The organism is Bacillus sp. SRB3LM (genome assembly GCF_015712745.1).
Classification (GTDB): domain Bacteria; phylum Bacillota; class Bacilli; order Bacillales; family Bacillaceae_G; genus Bacillus_A; species Bacillus_A thuringiensis_K.
This window is the reverse complement of sequence record NZ_VWVQ01000004.1, coordinates 228,596-254,622: the sequence shown is the minus strand read 5'-3', so window position 1 is coordinate 254,622 and position 26,027 is coordinate 228,596. Positions and strand designations below refer to the sequence as shown.

Sequence of the window (26,027 nt, the reverse complement as noted above, 5' to 3'; positions counted from 1 at the left end):
GAATCTATTTTGAATAATTTTTTTTCAAAATAGATTCTTTTTCTTTTTCTTGCAAAAAATCCAATTGTTTCTTAAGGTAAGGATGTAGAAGGATGAACAAGAGAGGGTTTAATGAAGATGATACATATTTTATTAGCTGATGATGATAAGCATATTAGAGAGTTGTTACATTACCATTTACAAAAAGAGGGGTTTAAAGTTTTCGAAGCGGAAGATGGAAAAGTAGCGCAAGACGTTTTAGAGAAAGAAAATATTCATCTTGCGATAGTAGACATTATGATGCCGTTTGTTGATGGCTATACGTTATGTGAAGAAATCCGGAAGTATCATGATATACCGGTTATTTTATTAACTGCGAAAGATCAGTTAGTTGATAAAGAAAAAGGATTCATTTCTGGTACGGACGATTATATTGTAAAACCATTTGAGCCAGCTGAAGTTATTTTCCGTATGAAAGCATTACTGCGTCGTTATCAAATGTTGAGTGCTGATATGATTACGCTGCACGGAACGACTATTGACCGAAAAGGGTTTGAGGTGAAGTGTAACGGTCAAACGATTTTACTTCCGCTGAAGGAATTTGAATTGTTATCACAACTGGCTAGTTATCCTGGAAGAACATTTTCAAGAGAAGAACTAATTGAATTAGTATGGGGAATGGATTTTGAAGGGGATGAACGAACGGTCGATGTTCATGTGAAACGACTGAGAGATCGATTCTCAAAACGAACGGATGATTTTCAAATTCCGACGGTGCGCGGACTCGGGTATAAGTTGGAGTTGAAATAAAATGAAATCATTATATTCTAGATTTGTTTTTATGACGGTTGGAATCATGCTACTTAGCAGTATTATCGGCTTTTTATTAACGAACGTATATTATCAAGTGAAGTTAAAACCGTATAATAGTGAAAAGATTTTAAAGTATGCTGAAGAAGTTAAATCGTTATATGAAAAGCAAAGTGAAGAAAATCAAGAAGCATACTTACATTCTATTGCGAAGCTAGGGTATGAAATTTATATTGTCGATGATCAAAAGAATGGAAAGCGTATCGGTAATGCGTTTCGTAAGACGACAATAAGTGATGATACCGTTCATAAAGTATTGAATGGCGAAACGTTTAATGGCGTTTCTACATATCCGACTCGCCTATTTATTACCGGTTTTTTCGATAATGAATTAATAAATAGTGTCGGTGTACCAGTACAACACGGTGATAAACAGTACGCTTTATTTATTCGTCCTGACATTCAGAACCAATTTGGCGAGATGCGAATTTTCTTAGCGGTATTACTTGGATTTATCGTACTATTAAGTATTATATTCATAGCGATTGCAGCAGGTTATATCGTTCGTCCGATTCGTAAATTTACGAACGCCACGCAAAAAATTGCGAGTGGTAAATATGAAATTGAATTAGACGTAAAACGAAAAGATGAAATAGGAACGTTATCTACAAGCTTCCAAAAGATGACGAAAAGTATTAAAGAACTAGATGAAATGAGACAAGAATTCGTTTCGAACGTTTCACATGAATTTCAGTCGCCACTTTCTTCCATACAAGGTTTTTCAAAAACGTTGCAAACAGAAAAGATGAGTGAGGAAGAAAGAAATCATTACTTACAAATTATTGAGGGTGAAAGCAAGCGAATGTCTAGTTTATGTAAACAGTTACTTACGCTCGCTTCATTAGATAAAGAGGAAAAGGTTCTACAAATAAGAGAATTCAATCTGCAGAAGCAAATTAAAGACGTCATTTTTATGCTTGAGTGGAAATGGCGCGAGAAAGATATTGCCGTTGAATTTGATGTGCCGGATATCACTATAAAAGGTGATGAAAACTTACTTCATCAAGTATGGAGTAATATCTTTACGAATAGTATTAAGTTTTCAAACGATGGTGGGACCATTGAGTTTTTTGTCGAAGAGTTAGAGTCTAGCGTTATAATCGCTATATCCGATAACGGAATCGGCATGGAAAAAGAAGAAATGGAGCGTATTTTTGATCGTTTTTATAAGGTAGATACAGCAAGGGCAAGAAATGTAGAAGGTAGCGGTTTAGGGTTATCGATCGTGCAGAAGATTGTTGAACTGCATCATGGAAACGTTTCAGTGTATAGTACGAAGGGAGAAGGGACGACCGTTCGGGTTGAGCTTCCTAAATAGATGAAAGAGGCTGTTTCGGAACGGCCTCTTTTTTGTCGGTAAGTCGATATAATTGGAAAATCGCTGATATAAATTTCACGTACCCTCTCACTGCAGCTATAAAGCCGCACCTTTCCCACGTTCTACTTTAAACCGAACCCCAAAAGTATCCGCAGTAATTTCATCAGCTTTTGGCAATGCTCGTAATTTCGGATGAAGCAGCCATACGAGAGAAATAAATAAAATTCCGATGCTAGCGAGCGCGAAAATGAGTTGGCTACTAAATACATTTGCAGCATATCCACCAATTAAAGAACCGAACGGCATAGCAATTGTGCCCATACTTCGCATGACTGAATTGATGCGCCCGATATATTGATTTGGAATTACAATTTGACTAATTGTCGCAAATAATATGTTGGTCGCACCAATTGCAATCCAGGCTAGGCCGAATAAGAAAATAGATAGCAATTGAAACGGTACAATCGTAGAGAGAAACCAAAAGATAGCGCCGGTCGCAAAGCTAATAATGGAGACACGGCCAACATTACGTTTGCCAACCCATGAACTGAATAATGCACCGATAAGACTACCTGCTGATATAGCAGCTAAGAAGAACCCATATGATTTCACACCTCCTAAAGAATCAGCGAAAGAAGGGAGTATCGCCATCGTCATACCGATTGAAAAATTAGCGACTACTGAACCGATTAAGAATACGCCCATTAATGAACGAAAGACGATCGAAAAACCTTCTTTTAAATCAGTGAAATATTGTTTAGTTGATAGCGATGTATTGGTTTCTGTTTGCTTTGGCATTTTTAGTGAAAAGAACAAAAGGGCAGTAATCGCGAATGTAAAAGAGTCGATTACATATAAAGTAATTGCGCCAAATAGTGCTACTAATATTCCAGAAAGAGTCGTACAAATTAAATCAATGCCTTGATATGCAAATGAAAAGAGTGAGTTTCCTTTTAATAATTGTGTTTTATGCAGTAGAAGTGGTAAAGCTTTCGATTGTGCGGGATAGGCGAATTGTTCGATAAAAGCTACGATGGGCATGATGATGAGTAGTAGGTGGACTGTTAGTAGGTCGAAGTAGTGTGTAATTGGAATGATTAAAATAAGAATGCATTGCAAAACTTGTGTGATGACGAGGGTGTTTTTTATTGACCATCTATCGACGAATGGACCAGTAAGAAATTGTAATGCAGAAGGTAATAACGTAAGGAAACCAGCCAATCCAGAATAAAAAGGATTACCACTTAATTTGTATACGAGCCACATTGCTGCAACATAATACAAGCTATCTCCTATGTTTGTAAAAATTCTCCCTAAAAATAATAAGAGGAAATTCCGGTTTTTTAATATGTCCACTTTATCTACTCCTTTATAATAATTTTATTCGGTAAAATAAAATTGACCGTCTCGGTAAAAAAAATCGTATTACGATTTTTCTTCTTTTTTAATAAATTGCTGCATTGTTCTCTCAGCGATTTGAAGTGCAGTAGTAGAAATATAATAAGGTTTGCTATTCGGATCTTTATCTGCACCTTTTGTGATTTCGTTTAATTCAGCCATTAATTCATAAAACTTTTTCACCCACACTTGAAATTGTTCTGGCGTAGCATCAAATTCCCAGCAGGATGAAACGTAATTCCACTTAGCTGGATCTTCACTTGCATTTTGTAATGTAAAAGCTTCTTCTGGTGCAGCGAGAATTTGGCTTTTCGTTCTTTCTATCATTTGTAAAAAGATTTGGCGACCTGATTCGCTTAATATTTCTAAATGAGGTAATAGATCTGCGGCAGGGGTGAAGCCTTTCGCGACAGATTGATAAAACTTTTGAACAATCCCATTCTTTTCTTCTGTATAAACGATCTCTATAAGCCCATTCTTTTCTAATTCTTTTAAATGATAATGAATTTTCGCCCTTGAAATGCCGAATTTCTCAGATAGTAATTGTCCAGTATAAGGACGTTCGCATAGACGTATCATCATTTCGGCACGTAATGGATCGCTTAATGCTTTTAGTTGGCTATAAGTAGTTAGTGTTAATACGGGCTTCAACATGATCAACTCCTTGAATTAAATTACTCGGTCAATATTATTTGACTGAATTGTATCAAGGATTCTATTTATTTTCAATACTTTCTGAAAATTAAATCTTACTCTCTGTAATCTTCTGTTCATATTCCGTTCATATTTCTTTTTTATGATTAGTGCATAGAAAGAAAGAGGAAGGAGCGAGCGAAATGTTTTTAGCTCTGCGTGAATTGAAACAATCAAAATTAAGATACGGATTAATCGGACTGATTATGGTGTTATTATCATTTTTAGTTCTTGTTATTTCAGGATTAGCAAATGGACTATCATATGATAATGCTTCATCGATTCAAAATATGGAGGCGAATAAGTTCGTTTTAGCAGATGATGCGGAAAATAAATTACTTCGTTCACAAATTAAGAAAGACGATGTAGATAACGTAGTAAATCAAGTAGGCGAGAAAGAAGCCGTTCCGTTTCGTGTGAAAGTTTCAACATATGAAAAGAAAGATAGTTCGAAAAAGGTTGATATCGCTATTTTCTCAAGTGAACGGGATTCATTTTTAGAACCGAACATTGTAAAAGGGGAGAAATTAGGTACAGCAAATAACGAAATGGTTGCTGATGAATCAATTAAAGAAAAAGGAATCGATATTGGGGATACAATTATCGATCCTGTTTCAAAGAAAGAATTTACAATCGTCGGATTTACGAAAGATCAAATGTTTAGCCATACACCAGTCGTTTATGTAAATGAAGACGTATGGGGTGCTATTTCACAACCAAACCAAAAAGATTATAGTGCAATTGCACTTAACACAGATAAAGAGATTAAAAATGCACACGTAATTGACAAAAAAGAAGTGCTACAAAGTATTCCAGGATTTAAAGAAGAACAAGGAACATTAACGATGATCATTGCGTTCTTACTTGTTATCGCTGCATTACTAATCGGTGTATTCTTCTACGTTATTACACTGCAAAAAACACAGCAATTAGGTGTATTAAAAGCAATCGGTACAAAGAACTCGTATTTAGCAAATAGCTTAGTCGTGCAGGCGTTATTCTTATCAGTCGTTGCGATGGTAATCAGTATCGTTCTTGTACAAGGGTTAGAACAAATTTTACCAGCAGGTATGCCGTTCTTATTAACAACACCGATGATTGCGCAATATGCAGCAATCTTTATCGTAATTAGTATTTTAGGAACACTTATTTCGTTATACCAAGTATTAAAAGTTGATGCATTAGAAGCAATTGGAGGCGGGATGTAATGACTTCATTATTAAAATTAGACAAAGTAAGTAAAGTGTACGGAGAAGGGAATACGGAAGTAACAGCCCTTCATCCGATATCGCTTGATGTGAAAGCCGGAGAATTTATCGGAATCGTCGGTCCTTCTGGATCAGGGAAAAGTACGTTATTATCAATCGCGGGTGCATTATTATCACCATCAAAAGGGGATATTTACATTCGTGAGAAAAATATTACACAGTTATCAGAAAAGGAAATGACAGACATTCGTTTGAAAAAAATCGGCTTCATTTTCCAGTTTGCAAACCTTGTTCCATATTTAAATGTGAAAGAACAGTTACTTTACATTGCAAAGCTAAAAAAAGAAAGTAAACAAGAATCCGAAAAGCGTGCAGATCATTTATTAGCGGCATTTGGATTAGGAGAAAGAAAGAATCATTATCCAAATCAACTATCTGGCGGGGAAAAACAAAGGGTAGCAATCGCTCGTGCGTTCATGAACAACCCAGATTTAATATTAGCGGATGAGCCAACGGCAAGCTTAGACTCAAAACGCGCACGTGAAGTTGTTGAAATGATGAAACGCGAAGTGAAAGAGAGCCAAAAAGCAGCAATTATGATTACACATGATGAAAGAATGCTTGATGTATGTGATCGTATATTGAAGCTTCGAGATGGACAGTTAATATAAAAAAAGGAAAACCGTACATGTATGTGCGGTTTTCTTTTTTTAATGGACTTATTTAGAGAATAACGTTTTAATTTTATTACGAGTAAGTAATAAAACACCGCCTAATACAGATAGCATTCCTAGAGCCATATTGTTTGATTGCTCGCTACCAGCGTTAGGAAGTTCTTTAGCGTTATTGTTTTTAGTACCATTATCTGCTTGCGTTTGTTTAGACTGTGATACTTCATTAATCTTGTTATCAACATTTTGCTTCGTTGTATGTAACTCAGCTAATTTGTCGTCAATTTTTTTCTCAGTATGCTTAAAGTCGTTGATTTTAATATCTAAGTCTTGTTTTTTCTTTGATAAATCATCTGAAACAGTTTGTTTCGATTGTTTAATTTCGTTAATTTTATTAATTAAATCTTGTCTAGCTTCTTGTAAAACAGCTAGTTTATTTTTTACATCTTGTTTAGCTAATTCTAAGTTAGCGGAAAGACTGTCTAAATTGCCTTTAATTTTCTTAAGTTCCTCTAACGTGTTACCAGTATTCGGCTTGTTTTCTTTTAGTTCAGCGAGTTTGTCCTCAGCAGTTTGTTTCGCTTTCTTTAACTCAGCTAATTTTTCATCTACTTGTTTTTTAACTTCCTTAAGTTCATTAACCTTTTGATCAATGTTCTCTTTATGTTGCTTCATTTCATTCACTTTTTCATCGACAGTTTGTTTATGTTCTTTAATCTCATCCACTTTGTTATCGATATTTTGCTTATGTTCTTTTACTTCAGCAACTTTATCTTCTACTTGTTTTTTATGCTCTTTAATTTCAGCGATTTTATCTTCGGCGATTTGTTTGTCTTGCTGCAGTTTTGCATCTAGTTCTTGTTTATGCTGTTTAACTTCGTTAATTTTTTCATCAGCAACTTGTTTACGTTCATGTAGTTCATTCACCTTCGTATCAACATTTTCCTTAACCTTGTTAAGTTCATTTAATGTTTGATCCACGTTTTCTTTGTGTTGCTGCAATTTTGCATCTAACTCTTGTTTATGTTGCTTAATTTCAGCTAATCGATCTCCCGTACTTTGCTGAGGAGTAGCATCATTTACTTCCGCATGAGCAGAGTTCGCGCCAGCAATCATTGCTAAAGCTAGTGTAGACGCAGCAATTGTTTTTTTTGTTTTCATATTTTTGTACCTCTTTTCTTTCATATGCATGAACTGTTTTGTGTAAAAATGAGCATATAGAAGTAGATTCTTCCATCATTATATACCATCTGCGCCGTCTAGAGGAAGTATTTGCATAATAATCTATGATTATGTAATTTTTATAATCTCTTATTTTGGAGTAGGGGATAAATCTTTAGCTAGATGAACAATTTCTTCAATAGTAAAGCTTATATCTTTATTATTGCGAATAACAAACAAATAATCAGCCTCATTTTCTATAGGATCTACCACATCATCGTGAAGTGATTCAGTTTGTTGTCGATCAAATACTTCTTTGAAACTAGAATATCCACCTCTAAAAATATTGGTACTTCGCGTGCTTCGAGCCACTCTTTCGTAAAGTACATCATCTGGAATGTCAAAATGAACGAGTATGCGTACATATTCATTCTGTGGAAATAATTCGTTTAGTAAATATAACCTTCCATTTTTACTGCGATTGGAGTTACTAATAATAAGGTGTAAATTTGAATGTTCTTTCGCATAATCAACAATGAATTTTGAAAGACCGTGCTTAAATGTATTAGGGCCTTTAGCCGGCTGTAATTTTTCGTAATGCGTGTTAATAAATTCAGCTTGATTATCTTGATCCATAACGAAAGAGTGGGGTAACTCTTTTTCTAATGCTCTTGCAAATGTAGTTTTTCCACTGTGTGTTTTTCCAACTGTAATGATGACTAATCTTTTCATGACGCCCTCCATTTGTATTGTTATGAACTGGAATATTCGGTGTAGATCGAAATCTTCCTGCTAGAGATTACACAAATTATTGGAGCGTTAGTAGGCTGAAAACTTGACAAAAAAACTTATTTATGCTATAATTTAACAATATAAAAATAAGGTGTATAATAGGGTTCTCCTGGCCAGGGGAACCCTATTTTTGTTGTGAAAATGAAGGAGAGTGTATGTGCGTGAAACAAGGTGAAGCAAGTGTAACGTCGTTAGTATCAGCATTCGGAAGGGCGTATCATAGTGAATTTGATAGTCCTAAAATCTTTAATGATTATGTAGCTAAAGATTTCATTTCACAAAAAGAACGTAACAATATTGAAACGAACATGGTTCAAGGGATTCACTTTTTCAATACAGACATTGCAGAGCAGTTTCAAGACAATCCAAAAGAAATATTAAAATGGATTACACAAGTTCAGTTATCACCAACACCTTTAGCACGTGCCGCATATTGTGAAAGAGTATTACTACATGAAATTACATTAGGAGCGAAACAATACGTCATACTCGGTGCAGGCTTAGATACGTTCAGTTTTAGAAACCGAGAGTTAGAGAATAAAATAGAAATATTTGAAGTGGATCATCCTTCTACGCAGGCGTTTAAGAAGGAAAGAATAAAAGAAGTAGAACTTGAAGTTCCAAATAACCTTCATTTTGTTTCGATGGATTTCACGAAAGGATTTTTCTATGAGCAGTTACGGAATGAAGGATTTGAAAATAAAAAGACGTTCTTTAGTCTATTAGGTGTAACGTACTATTTAACGAAAGAGGAACTTTCTAGTTTAATAGAATGTTTATTTGAGGTGGTTCCGGCAGGAAGTTCTATCGTTTTCGATTATCCCGATGAAAACTTGTTTACGGAAAAGGGACTGTCCAATCGAGTTGAAAATATGGTAAAAATGGCTGCGGTAGGCGGAGAACCGATGAAATCATGTTTTTCTTATGCCGAAATGGAAGCACTGTTAGAGAAGGCGGGCTTACTCATTTATGAACATTTATCGCCAGAAGACATAAATAAATTATATTTTGAAGGACGAAACGATTATTTGAAAGCTTTTGAGACAGTGCATTATGTGCATGCGGTGAAAAGGTAGGAAATTAGTAGGCATGGGGAGGAATCTCTGTGTCTTTTTTTATAAAAAAGGAAATGAGCTGTAGTGGTGGAAAATATAATTATAAATATATATAAATTAATGTTTTGTAGAAATTAAAGGAAAGGGGAAATAGAAGATGTTGAAATTACGAGGAAAATACAATGAAGCAAAAGTATATACTACGAATGTAGAAGAAACGGCAGCAGGTCAAATTATTGATCTTTGTAACCAAGAATTCGTAAAGGATAGCAAGATTCGTATTATGCCAGATACACATGCGGGTGCAGGTTGCACGATTGGGACAACAATGACAATTCAAGATAAGATTGTTCCTAATTTAGTCGGGGTTAACTAATCGGCTCAGACTTTAAACTACTCACTCAATTGACTGGGAACCCTAACGATAAAAGGCGAGGGCAATCAGCAGCCAGTGGTTATGGTGACATAATCGAATGGTTCAGAGACTTGTACCATGTTAGCAGACTAAGGTACAGAATTATTCCTCATCCATTTTGAGTTGAAGAGGAATAATTAATACGGTGAGCCTACAGTAGAGACTGCATATCTCGATGACTGTAGAGAAGGTATAGTCCACACTTTCAGGAAACTGGGAGGTAAGTACGATATTGGTTGTGGCATGGAGGTTGTTATAATTAATAAGAAAAAAGAGGAAATCAACTTCGATTACTTAGACGAAACGATACGTAAATTTGTCCCAAGTGGTTTTCGTATTCGAGATAAGGAACATAGATTTTCAAAAATGATTGATTTTGATAGTGTAAGAGCCCCGTTTACATTGCAACGTGCTCAAAAAAGTATTGGTACACTTGGCGGGGGGAATCATTTTGTCGAACTGAATGAGGATGATGAAGGAAATGTATACATTGTTATTCATAGTGGTTCGCGTAATTTAGGGAAACAAGTAGCAGAGTATTATCAAAACTTTGCTTACGAGCAACTTATAAACGTTAAATCTATTAAAGAAGAAATGATTGAGCGTTTAACGAAAGAAGGCAGACAACAAGAAATACATGAAGCTTTACGTGAAATTAAGAAACCGGTGATTCGTAAAGAATTAGCTTATTTAGAAGGACAAGGATTTAAAGATTACATGAATGATATGAAAATTGCACAAAAATATGCGGAGTTAAATCGTAAAGCAATGATTGATGAAATCGTCACTACAATGGATTGGAAAGTAACAGATCAATTCACTACAATCCATAACTACATCGATATGGACAATATGATTCTAAGAAAAGGTGCTATTTCAGCTCAGAAAGATGAACGAGTAATCATTCCAATCAATATGAGAGATGGTTCAATCATTGCATTTGGTAAAGGAAATCCAGATTGGAACTTTTCTGGCCCTCATGGAGCAGGGCGTATTATGAGCCGTAAGAAGGCGAAAGAAGTACTTAACTTAGAGGATTTTCAAAATACAATGACAGAGGTTTGGACTACATCTGTTGCAGAAAGTACTTTAGATGAAGCACCAATGGTATATAAGCCAATGGATGAAATTATTGAGAATACAAAAGAAACAATTGATATTAAACATATTATTAAGCCACTTTACAATTTTAAGGCTAATTAAAAGAGGAGTAACGTTTATTAAAGAAAAAGAACTTGAAAAGATAGCATATTTTGTGGCGGTTATATAACAGAGATTAAAAAGACAACATATTAAACTAAGAGATTCATCATATTCATTTACATTTATGTAATGTAAAAGACTAGGAAGCTATATTGGCGCGAATTGCTAATTGTGGAGTGTGAAAAAAGACAAAATCTCTTAAAAAACACTTAATTTTTCATTCCATCAATCTTTACAATCTCCTCCTATAATGTGAATTGGACAAGCACCTAAGACAGAGCAGAACATGTCAGTTTGTACATTCTATTATTAGGGGGAGAATTTGTATGAAAAAGACAGTTGCTTCGTTAGCAGTTATGGCGGCATTATTACCGACTTTTTCAGTGCATGCGGAAGGGAAAGAGAAAGTTCGAAAATCAGCTACAACTTTTAATGTTATTAGTGACATTCAAGGTGATTTAGGAGATTTTGATCACGTATTAAAAGATATGAATAAAGTAACGCCACTTTCTAGAGCGCTTATTATGAATGGGGATATAACGCCGACTGGACAACAGTCACAATATGATGATGTAATGCGTGTGTTAAATAAAAATAAGCATCCAGAAAATATATGGTCTACTGTTGGGAATCATGAGTTTTATGCTGGTAAATGGACAGCAGATGGGAAACTCTCCCAAAGTACATGGCCAAATGGTGTAACTGAGGAAACTTTATTTAACCGCTATCTGAAATTTAGTGGACAAGAAAAGGTATATCATAAAAAAGAATTAGATGGCTATCCACTTTTATTTTTAGGAACTGAAAAATATATGAAATACCACGATTCAAAAATGTGGGATGAAGTACATATGAGTGATGAGCAATTAGGTTGGTTAAAACAAAATTTAGAAGAGTATAGTCAAAAAGATAAAAATAAACCAATCTTTATTTTCTCTCATCACGTTTTACCTGATACAGTATCTGGATCAAGACAATCACCATATTTACAAGATTATTTAAACGTGGATAAATTGTACGATATATTAAAGGACTATCCGCAGGTTGTTTTCTTCACGAGTCATACGCATTGGGATTTAAACTTACCTGACTGGGCTGGTAAAAAGAAAATTAACGGTGGAGATGAAAAAGGTTTCACTGTTGTAAATACGGGCGGGATTGAAACAGGCTGGATGTCAGCAGGACCAAATGGAGGAGAGAAAACTGCTCCAGATGGCTATTCATTTAAACAAGGGTTACAAGTGAAAGCATATGGTAACGATGTAATTGTGACAGCTTACGATTACAAACGTGATAAGGATATAAAGAAGTTATTAATTAGTGATTCAAAAATTGCGCAGATGGCACCAAATGTAACGGCAGATGATAGTGAAAATATAATTGTCGGTGCAACTGAATATATGGAGTATTCTATAGAAGGAACGAATGAGTGGCATACGTATAGTAAAGCAAACCCTCCGAAATTTGATGGGGATAAAGTCGTATACGTACGCCATAAAGGTGAAATGAATTTAGAGCCGGGATTAACACAGTTACTTCGTTTTTCGGTAAATAAGTGATTAGAGGGAGTCTGCATTTGAATGTGTAGGCTCTTTTTTTGTTGATGAGAAAGGGGTTGCCTGTCTGTCGTTTTTTGTCGATAGATCGATATATTAAGAAAATCGTTGATATATTGCAAGTTACGATAGATATATTTGAAAAATCGTTGATATATTGTAAGGAATGAACGATATATTTAAAAAATCGTTGATATAAATTTCATGTACCGTAATTAAGTTAAAATCATTAATACGGTTTTACTTATCAAAACGAAATTCTAATACATTTTTAACCGAGAAAGGTGACTTCACCATTTTTACGTGTAATAATAGTAACGTTACATATATTGTGAAAGAAGTACAAAAGGAGCGTTACAATGAATTTAGCTAAATTCCCGAGAAAAAAATATACAGAATCATATACACCAATTGAAAAGTTAAACAATTTTTCTGAAGCACTTGGTGGTCCGACTATTTATTTTAAAAGAGATGATTTACTTGGTTTAACAGCCGGTGGCAATAAGACGAGAAAATTAGAATTTTTAGTTGCAGATGCACAGGAAAAGGGTGCAGATACGTTAATTACAGCTGGTGGTATTCAGTCAAATCATTGCCGCCTGACACTGGCAGCTGCGGTAAAAGAAAAAATGAAATGTATCCTTGTATTAGAGGAAGGGCTTGAGACAGAAGAGGAGAGAGACTTTAACGGGAACTATTTCTTATATCACTTATTAGGTGCTGAAAATGTAATTGTTGTACCGAACGGAGCAGATCTTATGGAAGAAATGCATAAAGTAGCACAAGAAGTAAGTGAAAAAGGTAATACACCATATGTAATTCCAGTTGGTGGATCAAATCCTACGGGCGCAATGGGATACGTTGCTTGTGCGCAAGAAATTATGGCGCAATCATTTGAGCAAGGAATTGATTTCAGTTCAGTTGTTTGTGTAAGTGGTAGCGGCGGTATGCATGCTGGTTTAATTACTGGTTTTTCTGGAACACAAAGCCATATTCCTGTAATCGGGATTAACGTAAGTAGAGGAAAAGCTGAGCAAGAAGAGAAAGTAGCAAAACTTGTAGATGAAACTTCAGCACACGTTGGTATTCCAAACTTTATCTCGCGCGACGCTGTTACGTGCTTTGATGAATATGTAGGGCCCGGCTATGCGTTACCAACGCCGGAAATGGTAGAGGCAGTTCAGTTACTTGCGAAAACAGAAGGTATTTTACTTGATCCAGTGTATACAGGTAAGGCGGTAGCGGGATTAATCGACTTAATTAGAAAAGGTAAATTTAATAAGGAAGACAATATTTTATTCGTACATTCAGGTGGTTCACCAGCTTTATATGCGAATACTTCTTTATTTGTGTAAGTGTAAAAAGCATTGGGTATCCAATGCTTTTTTGTTATATACTGGAATTATCGAGAGGTAGGAGGATGATATGAATTCAAATTTAAAATGGATTATATATACGGCACTCGGCATTTCTATTCTATTAATCTTATTTGTGGCTTATGGGGTGTATTCTTATTTTACATTTTAAAAGCGTAATGGAAGTGAACCATAATGTAATGTATGTTATAGTTTGATATGTTAATTACTTACAATACTTTCTACAAGGAGAATACATAATGAGAGCAAAGAAACTAGTAACGTTAGCAGTTCCATTTATGCTGTTAGTCGGATGCGAGGTAGGAGATAAAGATTCTACTCATAAGACTGAGCAAACTAGTAAAGTAATAACGAAAACAGTAATTTCTGAACAACAGTATCCGTACTACATATGTGAGCAAGTGGTAGAGTTCCAATTTAAGAAGGATGAACTATTACTAAACTTAGGAGAATCCTTAAAGGACAAAGAAAAAGCAAAAGCTGTTTTAAAAACATCAAACGAGATAGATAAAATTTTAGACAATATGGAACACATAAAAGTACCTGATACATACAAAGACATTCACAAATCCATACAAGAAGGGGTAACAGAGGCAAGAAAAGCAACGAAGTTAATTAAGGATGCTGGTAAAGAAGATAAACAGAAGATTCAAGAAGCTACAATGAAAGGTACTGAATTTTTATCAGGTGTAGACGGAGAGCATTGGAAAAAAGCAATTTATGAGTTATCACAGGAAAACAAAGATGCTTATAGTAAGGCACTTGATAAGAAAGTAAAGGAGCACTCAAAGTAAAACGGTAACTTGTAACAATACATATCTACCTAAAATTTCCGCGAATGCTATGCTAGGAAGTTAGGTGGGAGATTACTGTCCTTAAATGTGGTTGATTAAAGCTACAGCCACATTCTCCTGTTCTAATTAACTAAAAGAAGAACTTCCCCATCCCGATTAGACTACTGATCATTCCTATTCCACTCATGGTGCCTTTTCCTGCTGTAAGTAAGTTTCCAAGCATTCCTAGCTGACCGTTACCTCCGTTATTTCCCCATCCCATTGGGGCCCACGGACCACCCCATCCTGGAGGGTTTCCAAAAACACCCGAGTTATTGGTATTGAAATGAAAAGGCTTGGCTGGCGGCGATAGTAAAGCTGCAAGATGACCTTCTGCGAACATCCCTGTATGATTGAATGGTTGTGCCCAGGGGAAGGGAGGTTTTTGAAAATTAAAACCTGCATGACTTGGTAATGGAGTCCAATTAGCAGGATGACCTTGGGGCATTATCCCTGCATAATTAATTGGCTGCCCCCAAGAGAAGAGAGGGGGGTGGGGATTGAACCCCGTATAATTGGCTGATGAATCCCAACTAACTGGATAGACTCGGTAACTCCAATTCTCAGGAATCTTCAAATCATTCATTACCTCAGCTGTAGTTATTTCGGACTGTGAATATAATGAAATTTGGTTATTATATTGTTGTCCATTTCCCTGTGAATTCAAATACCAATATTGGTCCATACGCTTATTCTCCTCACTTTAAAAATGTAATGTTAGACTTAGCCTATGTAATATTCCTTTTTATGGATGGTTACATAACTAGATCTACAAGCCTGTATTTAAAGGAATGGGTGCGTGGTCTTTTTGGTTTTTCTCGCTGCCTGTAAAATTCCCATTGATTTAAAGCTTCACTTTATTTTAGAAGGGGATTTTCAGTTGCTTATTTTGTGTATTTCAGCCTAATTTAAATTCCGTTAACAAACATTTTTATAAAGGTTTAATCAACAAAAAGATTTTAAAATGGTATGTTGAGCAAGTGGAATTGCTAAAAAGAGAATATCCATTCGAAGAGTTTGGCAAAATACTGCAAGGGTAATATTTTCTTGTGCAAATATGTAAACGATTTAAACGAATCAATGAAATTTATAATGAAGGGGCAATTAAATATATGAGTGAAACATTACATAAAAGAAAACCACCATATGTAATGCTTGTAATCCTTTTTATTGGGGCATTTGTTTCATTTCTAAATAACTCCCTTTTAAATGTAGCCTTGCCATCAATAATGAAAGATTTAAACATTCAAGATTATTCAACGATCCAGTGGCTTTCTACAGGGTATATGCTTGTAAGTGGTATATTAATTCCGGCCTCAGCATTTTTAATAACGCGTTTCTCGAATAGGAGCCTATTTATTACATCTATGGTGATTTTTATTCTTGGTACTGCCTTAGCGGCTGTAGCACCTAACTTTGGTTTATTACTTACTGGTCGGATGGTTCAAGCGGCAGGCTCTTCAGTTATGGGACCTTTGTTAATGAATATTATGCTAGTAAGCTTTCCAAGAGAAAAAAGGGGAACAGCAATGGGGATTTTTGGACTAGTTATGATTACAGCTCCAGCAATTGGGCCGACACTATCAGGTTATATTGTAGAGTATTATGACTGGCGTTTGCTTTTTGAAATGATTTTACCGTTAGCAATCATTAGCTTACTGTTAGGGATTTGGAAATCTGAGAATGTCATGAAACAAAACAAAAATGCAAAACTTGATTATCTCTCATTACTATTATCTTCTGTCGGTTTTGGCGGTTTGTTATATGGATTCAGTTCTGCAAGCTCCGATGGCTGGACGAATAAAGTTGTCTTAACAGCCTTAATCATAGGCGCTATTGCCCTAATTGCTTTCATTATTCGACAATTAAAAATGGATGAGCCGTTATTGGATTTACGTGTTTACAAGTACCCAATGTTTGCGCTTGCGTCTGTAATTGCAATTGTCAACGCAGTGGCCATGTTTTCGGGGATGATTTTAACACCAGCTTATGTACAAAACGTCCGCGGTATTTCACCGCTGAGCTCTGGGCTGATGATGCTTCCAGGTGCGGTAATAATGGGGGTTATGTCACCAATTACAGGTAAACTATTTGATAAATATGGCCCTCGGATTCTTGGTATAGTAGGACTTTCCATTACAGCTGTTTCAACTTATATGCTGGCAAACCTGCAAATCGATTCTAGTCACACACATATTATTCTTATTTACACATTGCGGATGTTTGGGATGGCGATGGTGATGATGCCACTTATGACAAATGGCCTCAATCAATTGCCAACGCGCTTAAATCCGCACGGTACAGCTGTTAATAATACAGCTCAACAAGTGTCCGGTTCGATTGGTACTGCTATTCTTGTTACAATTATGAATTCTGTAACAAAAACAAAAGCTGAAAGTCTAATGGCTGATGTAGATCCAACAACCTTCACAGAGGCTACGAAGGCAATGTTAACTCAGAAGGCTTTATTATCCGGAATTCAATATTCATTCTATGTAGCGCTTGGCATGAATGTTGTTGCACTACTATTAGTTTTTTTCGTTAAACGTGTAGATACAAGTGCGGAAGCTGTCGAGAAGTTAAATCGATAGAGAAGAATAAAACGCTAGATAATGATTCCTACAAGTTTTTTTGCTGCTAAGGCGCCGATATTTAAAGCTGGAAAAGAGCTGAAAGAAGCAGTGAAATAATTATATATAGTGAAAGAGGACCTGATGTTCATATCAGGTCCTCTTTCATTAGTAACACAGTATACTTGCTTATCATATTGGTTTAACTAGACTACTGATTACAATCTTAAGCTCGTCAACTTTTCTATTTTGGGGTGTTTTATAAGAAAATGAATCAAAATAATCGTTTTTATAAACAAATACAAGAGATGAGATCCGTTTGCAATTTCTCATAAACATTATAATTTTAGATTATCTTTTAACACCAACATTAAAAGGATCCAATTATATTTATTCGCTTCATTTTAATTTAGTATTTTTCTACAAGTTATAAATCTAATTGCCAAGCTTATACGTAATATCATAATCATGAATAGTTAGGGAAAAGATAAAATAAGGTAATCAATTACATATCTGTATCCCAGGGGATTAGTTGCTATTTCCTCTTTATTAAATGGGATATTTTATTTCATGCTTTTTTGAAAGGGTGTTTTAAATGGAAAAAAAAGTATCTGCCATTCCCCAGCCGAAAACATATGGACCGCTGGGTAATCTCCCATTAATCAATAAAGATAAACCGACTCTATCGTTTATTAAGCTGGCGGAAGAGTATGGTCCCATTTTTCGAATTCAAACTTTAAGTGATGCCATAATTGTCGTTTCTGGACATGAACTGGTAGCAGAAGTTTGTGACGAAACGCGGTTCGATAAAAGCATAGAGGGTGCTTTAGCGAAAGTTCGTGCTTTTGCTGGAGACGGATTATTTACTAGCGAGACTCACGAGCCTAACTGGAAAAAAGCTCATAATATTTTGATGCCTACATTTAGCCAACGGGCAATGAAAGATTACCATGCCATGATGGTCGATATTGCTGTACAACTCGTTCAAAAATGGGCAAGACTGAATCCGAACGAAAACGTAGATGTTCCAGAGGATATGACTCGCCTTACTTTAGATACAATTGGTCTATGTGGTTTTAATTACCGATTTAATAGCTTTTATCGTGAGACACCTCATCCTTTTATTACTAGCATGACCCGTGCTCTAGATGAGGCGATGCACCAATTGCAGCGGCTGGATATAGAAGACAAACTTATGTGGAGAACGAAACGTCAATTTCAGCATGATATCCAATCTATGTTTTCTTTAGTAGATAATATTATTGCTGAACGTAAAAGTAGTGGAGATCAGGAAGAAAATGATTTACTTTCCCGTATGTTAAATGTGCCAGATCCGGAAACTGGTGAAAAATTAGATGATGAAAACATTCGTTTCCAAATTATCACTTTTTTAATAGCTGGGCATGAGACAACAAGTGGATTGTTATCGTTTGCAATTTACTTTTTATTAAAGAATCCGGATAAGTTGAAAAAAGCCTATAAAGAAGTAGACCGTGTTTTGACAGATTCCACTCCAACATACCAACAAGTTATGAAACTGAAGTATATACGGATGATTTTAAATGAATCGCTACGTCTATGGCCTACCGCTCCAGCATTCAGTCTCTATGCAAAAGAAGATACAGTGATTGGCGGGAAATACCCAATTAAGAAAGGAGAAGATCGTATTTCTGTTCTTATTCCACAGCTACATAGGGATAAAGATGCATGGGGAGACAATGTGGAAGAATTCCAACCTGAACGATTTGAAGAGCTGGATAAGGTTCCTCATCATGCTTATAAGCCATTTGGAAATGGCCAGAGAGCATGTATCGGTATGCAATTTGCACTTCATGAAGCCACTCTTGTAATGGGAATGCTTCTTCAACATTTTGAATTAATCGATTATCAAAACTATCAGCTGGACGTAAAACAAACATTAACGCTAAAGCCCGGTGATTTTAAGATTAGGATTCTACCCCGAAAACAAACTATAAGCCATCCTACTGCTCTTGCACCTACAGAGGACAAGCTGAAAAGTCATGAAATTAAGCAGCACGTCCAGAAGACACCTTCTATTATTGGGGCCGATAATCTTTCACTTCTTGTTCTGTACGGCTCGGATACAGGGGTAGCAGAAGGTATTGCAAGAGAGTTAGCGGATACAGCTAGTTTAGAAGGAGTTCAAACGGAAGTGGTAGCTCTTAACGATCGAATTGGAAGTTTGCCAAAAGAAGGAGCGGTACTTATTGTGACTTCTTCTTATAATGGAAAACCGCCAAGTAATGCAGGGCAGTTTGTGCAATGGTTGGAGGAACTAAAACCGGATGAGCTAAAAGGGGTTCAATACGCAGTTTTTGGTTGTGGAGATCATAATTGGGCTAGTACCTATCAACGGATTCCAAGATATATTGATGAGCAGATGGCTCAAAAAGGAGCAACAAGATTTTCTAAACGCGGAGAAGCAGATGCAAGTGGTGATTTCGAGGAACAGCTCGAGCAATGGAAACAAAGCATGTGGTCTGATGCGATGAAGGCATTTGGATTGGAGCTCAACAAAAATATGGAAAAAGAGCGCAGTACGTTGAGTCTGCAATTTGTCAGTCGTCTTGGAGGATCTCCTCTTGCACGAACATATGAAGCAGTTTATGCGTCTATACTAGAAAATCGTGAACTCCAATCATCCAGCAGTGATAGAAGTACACGACATATCGAGGTATCCTTGCCAGAAGGCGCTACATATAAAGAAGGAGACCACCTTGGAGTGCTGCCAGTTAATAGCGAGAAAAATATCAACCGAATTTTAAGACGCTTTGGATTAAATGGGAAGGATCAAGTTATACTGAGTGCAAGTGGACGAAGTATAAATCACATACCTTTAGACAGTCCTGTTAGTTTATTGGACCTTCTTAGTTATAGTGTCGAAGTTCAAGAAGCAGCCACTCGTGCACAAATACGAGAAATGGTAACATTCACAGCATGTCCTCCTCATAAAAAAGAATTGGAAGCATTGTTAGAAGAAGGAGTTTACCATGAACAAATATTAAAGAAACGGATTTCAATGTTGGACCTTCTTGAAAAGTATGAGGCTTGTGAAATCCGATTTGAACGCTTTTTAGAACTTCTTCCTGCGCTCAAACCGCGTTACTATTCTATTTCAAGCTCTCCACTCGTTGCACACAATCGTCTGAGCATTACGGTCGGTGTTGTTAATGCGCCTGCATGGAGTGGGGAAGGGACATATGAAGGAGTCGCTTCTAATTACTTAGCTCAGCGTCATAATAAAGATGAGATTATCTGTTTCATTCGAACGCCACAATCAAACTTTGAATTACCTAAAGATCCAGAAACACCAATTATTATGGTTGGGCCAGGTACTGGAATTGCACCATTTTGTGGATTCTTGCAAGCGCGTCGTGTTCAAAAGCAAAAAGGTATGAACTTAGGACAAGCGCATCTATATTTTGGTTGTCGTCATCCTGAAAAAGATTATCTTTATCGTACAGAACTAGAAAATGATGAAAGAGATGGATTAATCTCTTTACACACAGCTTTTTTTCGTCTAGAGGGACATCCAAAAACATATGTACAGCATTTAATAAAACAAGATAGAATCAATTTAATTTCGTTATTAGATAATGGAGCTCACCTTTATATATGTGGTGATGGAAGTAAAATGGCTCCGGATGTAGAAGATACCCTTTGTCAAGCATATCAAGAAATTCATGAAGTCAGTGAACAAGAAGCAAGAAATTGGTTGGATCGTGTGCAAGATGAAGGGCGATATGGAAAAGATGTTTGGGCTGGTATATGAATGTTTCTTAATTAGATACATATTAACTAATGAAATTCTTTCGAATAAATTTCAATTTATTAGTATAGTGTATTTAGATGAATAGTGATTAACCGGACTATTTAGTATCTACTAAATAAAAAACAGGACCTGATATGCATCTATCAGGTCCTGTTTCACATAGACATTATACATCGATATTTTCCACACATTATCAATGTTTGTAATGTAGTTAGCCTTGTGGATCAGCCATAAAATCAGATATTATTTTTTCGATATCGAAAGGAGTAATCCCTTTATCCAAAGAAAAAATGCTTTCTGCTTCTTCGATGTCTTGAACGAGTTCACCTCTAGCTTCAATATGTAATCGGAACAAGTCATATAAATTCGGTTTAACTAAATTAGTTAAAGCCTTTCCAATAAGTATCATACCTTTTTGATTAGCCTCGATGGTATTATCATAAGTTAGATCTCTTATAAGAGACAAATCTGTCCAAATCAATTTTCGTTCCTTTAAGTCTAAAATAACTGGAATAGAGATTTGGGTGTCGGCAGTAATATCCACTTTATCTTGAACAGTAGAAGGTTCAAATATTTCACCTGAACCAGGATATTGACGAACCATCCAACCAGTAAAGCATTCTGGTAAATCTTTATATGGTTGGTCTGTGTAAGAAAGCAAAGTCATGACTACATAGCGTCCACCATATTTCAGCACAGACGGAATATCGAAATCAATGAATTCAGATGCTCCCTTTGGTGCAGAAGTAATATCTCCGCTATGGTAAGCTTTGAAATTTTTTGAACGTAAGTTCGTGAAGGATACATGTTCTTTGTATTGCCAATCTTCGTCGTACATTGCAGCAGATAAATCAATGTCAACGCGTCCTGTATGTCGTCCATTCACATAGCCTTCTTTCCACCATAGGAAAAAACGAATCGTATCTCCTTCGGGCAAATCTACTTTACTTCCTCGAGATAATGTGCGAAGCGCTTTGCTGGCTGAACGTTGAGAGAAGGGAACTAAGTGATTTTTTAACTGTTCATCCAAAAATACTTTTCCGAGACTTGGAAGTTCTGCGAAGCGATTTTTTAAAGTATCTTCACACATTTTTACAATCATTAAACAAATATCCTCTGAGATAAATGGAAGTGTATTTTCAATACCTATAGCTTTTGCTACATTTCCCTTTGGAAAAAAGGTACGAAATTCATTTTTATCATTTCGATGCTTAAAATGAGCCGTGAGTTGAAGTAATACAGGAGTAGAAACGTTTCCTATTATACTTAGAAAATCTTCGAGAATATTGAAAACATCTGTTGACTTATCACTACATAAACGGATTAAATGATCCAAGCGTCTGGCAAATTCCCCCGGGCGAGTTTTTAAAAGATTTTTCGCTGTCATGATATCACGATTCAACAAAGCTGTTTCTATTTTTCCATTAAATGTTTCAACTTTAATGTTGTTGCGAAGAATCTCAAATGCTCGGTGGGTTTTTGGGAAACGAGTATGATATTCTGCTGGATGAAGAATTTCACCTAAACGAATCCAACGTTTTTTGTATCGAAGCATATCTTCGGTAATGTTTCCGCATTGCTCTAACAATCCTAAAAGGAAGCGTCTTTCTGCTCGGTTAAACTTCTTGAATCGGACGGAGGATGCTAAACTCACATCGCCTTCAGATAAAGCAACTGCAAGGCGAAGAACATCAGTTGCTGTTTTAAAATACTTTGCAGCAGCATCGGCTGATATTTTTCTGTTTATTAATAAAACCCCAATTATAAAAGACATATTTTCCTTATGAGGAATTACATTAGGCAGAAAACAGGAAACATCTTCAGTGTGTGTAATAGCCCATTCTATATCTGTCTTATCAGTTGAGGAAATAGAGCTATTTGCACTAATCAATTGAGAAATCATTTGATTGAAATCTTCTTCACTTCCTAAGTCAATAACTTTCAAATCAACGCTATCTAAAAGAGGAAGTCGTTCTTCTATTTTTGATACAGGTAGGCGCAACGTCACATAATGAATAACGGCATTGATGTATAAATCAGCGTCACTTAAATCCATCATTTGTTGCGGAAAGTTTGGATACATAGGAGCAAACTGAATATGTGCACCAACCATTTCTTTTAAATGTTTTACCAACTCTTTGTAAAACGATGTGAATGCATCAATCGAAAGTGTTTGCAACTCTTCTATTAAAGCCTCGGAAAAAGTAAATCCTAAACTTTCCAAGTTTTTTAAAACAGTGGCTAAATAAATGTTTGGTAGTTTATTTTCTTCTCTTTTTATAATTACTTTCAAACTTCTTCTTATATAAATAGAATTTTTCATGAGAACGCCAGCTATTCACTCCTTATAAAAGAGGGGAATAGTCTGACTGTCCTCCTTTCAGTGGTAGATTTTTATTTTTACATGCATAAACACACTAATTGTAGAAAAATACACAGAGGTTACATAGCTATTTTTTAGTGAAAAATTAGGGGTATAACATTTAGTTGTTAAGTGGTAATTTGTTAATTAAGAAAAGAAAACCTCTACATCAATGGTTGATAAACTAAAGTTTATTCAATCCCAAAGAAGAAAGAGGTTTTATAGTCTAATTATTTTTCATAGGGAATTGACAACTCTAAAACAATTTAAAATTTCTGAAAAAGAAGGAAGAATTGTCATAGCCTATGTGTTTAGCAGGAAAGTAACATCCCTATTTGGCCAAAGAAGTTAGAAGGAAGGAACGTCATAGCCTGCTTTATTAGTATATTCTCTTGCGAAGAGCAATTCAAGTATACTGTCTGATTTTTTATATTTTTCTTAAAGGGGAATTTTCATGATTATCCCGCATTAACGGGTAGCCCGATTAGTGAGGGTGATTAAAGTTTCACTTTATAAATAGGGAGACCATCACATGCCTTTTTTATAATACTATTACGGGAGGATTTTTATTTTTGATATATTATACCATTTATTTAATGGTATAATATGGTGTTAGTTCTATGGAATGGAGTTGAATGAGTATTATAAATACAAAAGGTGAAATTAAAAAAACAAAAAGAAAAGTATTACTAACTATAATTACTATGTTAGTAATTATAATTGGGTTTGGATATTGGAAATTTTTTAGTTTGCAAGGTGTTCCAAAAGGGGAATTAATTCGAACAGTGAAATCTCCAGATGGAAAATATCTCATCAAGACTTATTTTCATAATGCAGGATCATTAAGTGCGGATGCTGTTAGGGGTGAATTAGTTAACCTTGATACAGATTCAGAGAAAAATATATATTGGAATTATCCAGATACCGATCCATATATTGAATGGGTAAATAAGAATATTGTTAGAATTGGAGATCAAACTTTAGATATTTCACAGAAAGAAACCTATGATTGGCGTGATGATGATAAGCACGTTAAAGAAATGCCTAAACAGTTTAGTAGATAAAACAAGAAAATTTAAATTTATTTAATCTTATTCGTTTAACTATAGATAGGATTATATGAGTGAAAAAGTCCATTTAGATCTTCTAAATGGACTTTTTTAGGTTTCTAGATACGACTACTGATAAAAATGGAACAAACTTGTTATTTAGGTTGTCTATTAAGTATACGTATAAAACAGGGGTTCATGATAGTTCACTCATTTTATGAAAAGTGAGATGCAAGAGAGTGATATCCGATACACTCTTTAATTGTATCGATATGTATAACACCTAAAAAAACATATATTCTTGAAAGAGGTTGAAAATGTATGATAATCTTAAACAAGTTTTTTAACATTTTACATTACAAAAAGATGGTACCTGTAGTATTTCTTTCATGTGCAACGCTTATAGGCTGTTCCGATGGTAATACTCAATCTGAATCACTTAAACAAACGAAACAAACAAATCAAATCAAACAAGAAACTACTGGTAATGATTCTTTTGCTAAACTTGAAAAAGAATTTGATGCTAAACTCGGTATTTATGCATTGGACACTGATACGAATCAAACCGTTACGTATCAATCAGATAAACGGTTTGCATACGCATCTACCCACAAAGCTTTAGCTGTGGGAGTACTTTTACAAAAGAAATCAATAGAAGATCTAAATCAAAGAGTTTTGTATACTCGTGAAGATCTTGTTAATTACAATCCAATTACAGAAAAGTATGTTGATAGGGGCATGACTCTGAAAGAGCTTGCAGATGCTTCCCTTCGATATAGTGATAATACTGCACAAAATCTTATTCTTAAACAATTAGGTGGACCTAGTGAATTCAAAAAATCACTGAGAGAAATAGGAGATACCGTTACAAATCCTGAACGCTTTGAACCAGAGTTAAACGAAGTGCATCCAGGAGACGTACATGATACTAGTACCCCAAAGGCATTAGCTACTAGTCTTCAGGCTTTTGCGTTAGGAGATGTACTTTCAACTGAGAAACGGGATTTATTAATAGATTGGATGAAAAGGAATACTACCGGAGACAACTTAATTCGTGCCGGAGTTCCAGGAGGATGGGAAGTAGCTGATAAGACCGGATCGGGATCTTATGGAACCAGAAATGATATCGCAATTATTTGGCCACCAAATAAAAAACCAATTGTTCTTGCGATACTTTCTAATCATGATAAAGAGGATGCTAAATACGATGATAAGCTTATTGCAGAAGCAACCAAGATAGTGTTAGATGCTTTAAAAGTGACAAATAAATAATAATAGTAACTAGTTATTATTATTTTCCCGGTTTTTCGTCACAATATTGTGAGTCATGATTTTGCTAGCGGATTAATGTTTATGGTGTTCTTCGTTGGAATTGCATTTTTAGCAATAATGGCAAGTTGCTTAATGTTTAAAGTTCTGTCGGGAGCATCAAAAGATGTGGCTCGTTATCAAATGCTTCGTAAAATTGTTGTCCGCCGAGAATTATTAACAAAATCAATCTATAAAGAGTTATTCTTCATATTTTTATTCCCAGCAATTATAGGGATTACTCATATATCAGTTGGTATGAACATGTTTAGCCCTCTTTTAATCGATCCGTACTCTCGCATTTGGTTACCACTTGTTATTTTTGTAGTAATTTACTCGATTTAGTACTTAACTACAGTTCAATTATATAAAGGAATAGTACTCCCGAAAAAAGATTAATGTAATGATGCTATTTGC

20 protein-coding genes and 1 pseudogene are annotated in these 26,027 nt (G+C 35.4%); 15 read left to right on the top strand and 6 right to left on the bottom strand.

Features of this window, described 5'->3' with window-relative positions; translation table 11 throughout:
* Positions 1 to 111 precede the first annotated feature (111 nt).
* Both F3I02_RS02795 and F3I02_RS02790 read left to right on the top strand, forming a co-directional pair.
* The gene (locus F3I02_RS02795) at positions 112 to 789 is read left to right on the top strand and encodes a response regulator transcription factor (protein WP_196477555.1); all 678 of its coding nucleotides are present in this window, start codon (positions 112 to 114) and stop codon (positions 787 to 789) included.
* A gap of 1 nt (position 790) precedes the next feature.
* The gene (locus F3I02_RS02790) at positions 791 to 2,167 is read left to right on the top strand and encodes a sensor histidine kinase (protein WP_074594142.1); all 1,377 of its coding nucleotides are present in this window, start codon (positions 791 to 793) and stop codon (positions 2,165 to 2,167) included.
* A 96-nt stretch (positions 2,168 to 2,263) separates the two neighbouring features.
* On the opposite strand, the gene F3I02_RS02785 is transcribed toward F3I02_RS02790, so the two are convergent.
* Together F3I02_RS02785 and F3I02_RS02780 are read right to left on the bottom strand one after the other, a co-directional pair.
* Entirely contained in the window at positions 2,264 to 3,523 is a 1,260-nt protein-coding gene (locus F3I02_RS02785) for an MFS transporter (protein ID WP_196477554.1), read from the bottom strand.
* Positions 3,524 to 3,592: 69 nt separating this feature from the next.
* On the bottom strand, positions 3,593 to 4,216 hold the full coding sequence (locus tag F3I02_RS02780) for an ArsR/SmtB family transcription factor (protein ID WP_014895296.1): 624 nt from the start codon (positions 4,214 to 4,216) through the stop codon (positions 3,593 to 3,595).
* Positions 4,217 to 4,401: 185 nt separating this feature from the next.
* Between F3I02_RS02780 and F3I02_RS02775 the strand changes: the two genes are divergently transcribed.
* Together F3I02_RS02775 and F3I02_RS02770 are read left to right on the top strand one after the other, a co-directional pair.
* On the top strand, positions 4,402 to 5,466 hold the full coding sequence (locus tag F3I02_RS02775; protein WP_000477754.1) for an ABC transporter permease: 1,065 nt from the start codon (positions 4,402 to 4,404) through the stop codon (positions 5,464 to 5,466).
* On the top strand, positions 5,466 to 6,137 hold the full coding sequence (locus F3I02_RS02770; RefSeq protein ID WP_131250158.1) for an ABC transporter ATP-binding protein: 672 nt from the start codon (positions 5,466 to 5,468) through the stop codon (positions 6,135 to 6,137). The genes F3I02_RS02775 and F3I02_RS02770 overlap by 1 nt, the downstream gene beginning before the upstream one ends.
* 48 nt (positions 6,138 to 6,185) lie before the next feature.
* Here F3I02_RS02770 and F3I02_RS02765 read toward each other — a convergent pair whose 3' ends face one another.
* A complete protein-coding gene (locus tag F3I02_RS02765) occupies positions 6,186 to 7,298 on the bottom strand; it encodes an LPXTG cell wall anchor domain-containing protein (protein WP_000850437.1) in 1,113 nt (370 codons plus the stop codon).
* Positions 7,299 to 7,448: 150 nt separating this feature from the next.
* A complete protein-coding gene (locus F3I02_RS02760) occupies positions 7,449 to 8,030 on the bottom strand; it encodes an ATP-binding protein (protein WP_000826986.1) in 582 nt (193 codons plus the stop codon).
* 215 nt (positions 8,031 to 8,245) lie between these two features.
* On the opposite strand from F3I02_RS02760, the gene F3I02_RS02755 reads away from it, so the two are divergent.
* The 6 genes from F3I02_RS02755 (at position 8,246) to F3I02_RS02730 (ending at position 14,489) form a co-directional block, all read left to right on the top strand.
* Positions 8,246 to 9,166 carry a class I SAM-dependent methyltransferase gene (locus tag F3I02_RS02755; RefSeq protein ID WP_002164096.1) on the top strand — a complete coding sequence of 307 codons (921 nt, stop codon included), beginning with the start codon at positions 8,246 to 8,248 and terminating at the stop codon, positions 9,164 to 9,166.
* 136 nt (positions 9,167 to 9,302) lie between these two features.
* Complete coding sequence (locus F3I02_RS02750) at positions 9,303 to 9,521, top strand: RtcB family protein (protein ID WP_000916247.1); 219 nt, start codon at positions 9,303 to 9,305, stop codon at positions 9,519 to 9,521.
* A 282-nt stretch (positions 9,522 to 9,803) separates the two neighbouring features.
* Entirely contained in the window at positions 9,804 to 10,763 is a 960-nt protein-coding gene (locus tag F3I02_RS02745) for an RtcB family protein (RefSeq protein ID WP_061884379.1), read from the top strand.
* Between the two features lie 326 nt (positions 10,764 to 11,089).
* Entirely contained in the window at positions 11,090 to 12,322 is a 1,233-nt protein-coding gene (locus tag F3I02_RS02740; protein ID WP_196477553.1) for a DUF4073 domain-containing protein, read from the top strand.
* 356 nt (positions 12,323 to 12,678) lie between these two features.
* The gene (gene cuyA, locus F3I02_RS02735; RefSeq protein WP_001046610.1) at positions 12,679 to 13,674 is read left to right on the top strand and encodes a D-cysteate sulfo-lyase; all 996 of its coding nucleotides are present in this window, start codon (positions 12,679 to 12,681) and stop codon (positions 13,672 to 13,674) included.
* A gap of 260 nt (positions 13,675 to 13,934) precedes the next feature.
* The gene (locus tag F3I02_RS02730) at positions 13,935 to 14,489 is read left to right on the top strand and encodes a hypothetical protein (RefSeq protein ID WP_196477552.1); all 555 of its coding nucleotides are present in this window, start codon (positions 13,935 to 13,937) and stop codon (positions 14,487 to 14,489) included.
* A 130-nt stretch (positions 14,490 to 14,619) separates the two neighbouring features.
* On the opposite strand, the gene F3I02_RS02725 is transcribed toward F3I02_RS02730, so the two are convergent.
* Complete coding sequence (locus tag F3I02_RS02725; protein WP_196477551.1) at positions 14,620 to 15,213, bottom strand: hypothetical protein; 594 nt, start codon at positions 15,211 to 15,213, stop codon at positions 14,620 to 14,622.
* Between the two features lie 427 nt (positions 15,214 to 15,640).
* Here F3I02_RS02725 and F3I02_RS02720 point away from each other — a divergent pair, with 427 nt between their 5' ends.
* Together F3I02_RS02720 and cypD are read left to right on the top strand one after the other, a co-directional pair.
* On the top strand, positions 15,641 to 17,119 hold the full coding sequence (locus tag F3I02_RS02720) for a DHA2 family efflux MFS transporter permease subunit (RefSeq protein ID WP_196477550.1): 1,479 nt from the start codon (positions 15,641 to 15,643) through the stop codon (positions 17,117 to 17,119).
* A 574-nt stretch (positions 17,120 to 17,693) separates the two neighbouring features.
* Entirely contained in the window at positions 17,694 to 20,891 is a 3,198-nt protein-coding gene (gene cypD, locus F3I02_RS02715) for a bifunctional P-450/NADPH--P450 reductase (RefSeq protein ID WP_196477549.1), read from the top strand.
* Between the two features lie 211 nt (positions 20,892 to 21,102).
* On the opposite strand, the gene F3I02_RS02710 is transcribed toward cypD, so the two are convergent.
* Positions 21,103 to 23,214 carry a TerD family protein gene (locus F3I02_RS02710; RefSeq protein WP_196477548.1) on the bottom strand — a complete coding sequence of 704 codons (2,112 nt, stop codon included), beginning with the start codon at positions 23,212 to 23,214 and terminating at the stop codon, positions 21,103 to 21,105.
* A gap of 674 nt (positions 23,215 to 23,888) precedes the next feature.
* Between F3I02_RS02710 and F3I02_RS02705 the strand changes: the two genes are divergently transcribed.
* The 3 genes and pseudogenes from F3I02_RS02705 to F3I02_RS02695 all read left to right on the top strand — a co-directional run.
* Entirely contained in the window at positions 23,889 to 24,317 is a 429-nt protein-coding gene (locus tag F3I02_RS02705; RefSeq protein WP_000022536.1) for a DUF5412 domain-containing protein, read from the top strand.
* 306 nt (positions 24,318 to 24,623) lie between these two features.
* Positions 24,624 to 25,574, top strand: a complete 951-nt coding sequence (gene bla / locus F3I02_RS02700) for a class A beta-lactamase (RefSeq protein ID WP_196477547.1) — start codon at positions 24,624 to 24,626, stop codon at positions 25,572 to 25,574.
* A 45-nt stretch (positions 25,575 to 25,619) separates the two neighbouring features.
* A pseudogene (locus F3I02_RS02695) lies at positions 25,620 to 25,955 on the top strand (ABC transporter permease); the annotation flags it as partial.
* Positions 25,956 to 26,027 lie beyond the last annotated feature (72 nt).

Bases quoted from the DNA above. Each gene is read 5' to 3' on its own strand.
- F3I02_RS02775 (WP_000477754.1), top strand. From the start codon at position 4,402: ATGTTTTTAGCTCTGCGTGAATTGAAACAATCAAAATTAAGATACGGA.
- F3I02_RS02730 (WP_196477552.1), top strand. From the start codon at position 13,935: ATGAGAGCAAAGAAACTAGTAACGTTAGCAGTTCCATTTATGCTGTTA.
- F3I02_RS02710 (WP_196477548.1), bottom strand. From the start codon at position 23,214: ATGAAAAATTCTATTTATATAAGAAGAAGTTTGAAAGTAATTATAAAA.
- cuyA (WP_001046610.1), top strand. From the start codon at position 12,679: ATGAATTTAGCTAAATTCCCGAGAAAAAAATATACAGAATCATATACA.
- F3I02_RS02760 (WP_000826986.1), bottom strand. From the start codon at position 8,030: ATGAAAAGATTAGTCATCATTACAGTTGGAAAAACACACAGTGGAAAA.
- bla (WP_196477547.1), top strand. From the start codon at position 24,624: ATGATAATCTTAAACAAGTTTTTTAACATTTTACATTACAAAAAGATG.
- F3I02_RS02795 (WP_196477555.1), top strand. From the start codon at position 112: ATGAAGATGATACATATTTTATTAGCTGATGATGATAAGCATATTAGA.
- F3I02_RS02745 (WP_061884379.1), top strand. From the start codon at position 9,804: ATGGAGGTTGTTATAATTAATAAGAAAAAAGAGGAAATCAACTTCGAT.
- cypD (WP_196477549.1), top strand. From the start codon at position 17,694: ATGGAAAAAAAAGTATCTGCCATTCCCCAGCCGAAAACATATGGACCG.
- F3I02_RS02720 (WP_196477550.1), top strand. From the start codon at position 15,641: ATGAGTGAAACATTACATAAAAGAAAACCACCATATGTAATGCTTGTA.
- F3I02_RS02705 (WP_000022536.1), top strand. From the start codon at position 23,889: ATGAGTATTATAAATACAAAAGGTGAAATTAAAAAAACAAAAAGAAAA.
- F3I02_RS02765 (WP_000850437.1), bottom strand. From the start codon at position 7,298: ATGAAAACAAAAAAAACAATTGCTGCGTCTACACTAGCTTTAGCAATG.
- F3I02_RS02740 (WP_196477553.1), top strand. From the start codon at position 11,090: ATGAAAAAGACAGTTGCTTCGTTAGCAGTTATGGCGGCATTATTACCG.
- F3I02_RS02750 (WP_000916247.1), top strand. From the start codon at position 9,303: ATGTTGAAATTACGAGGAAAATACAATGAAGCAAAAGTATATACTACG.
- F3I02_RS02725 (WP_196477551.1), bottom strand. From the start codon at position 15,213: ATGGACCAATATTGGTATTTGAATTCACAGGGAAATGGACAACAATAT.
- F3I02_RS02790 (WP_074594142.1), top strand. From the start codon at position 791: ATGAAATCATTATATTCTAGATTTGTTTTTATGACGGTTGGAATCATG.
- F3I02_RS02770 (WP_131250158.1), top strand. From the start codon at position 5,466: ATGACTTCATTATTAAAATTAGACAAAGTAAGTAAAGTGTACGGAGAA.
- F3I02_RS02755 (WP_002164096.1), top strand. From the start codon at position 8,246: ATGTGCGTGAAACAAGGTGAAGCAAGTGTAACGTCGTTAGTATCAGCA.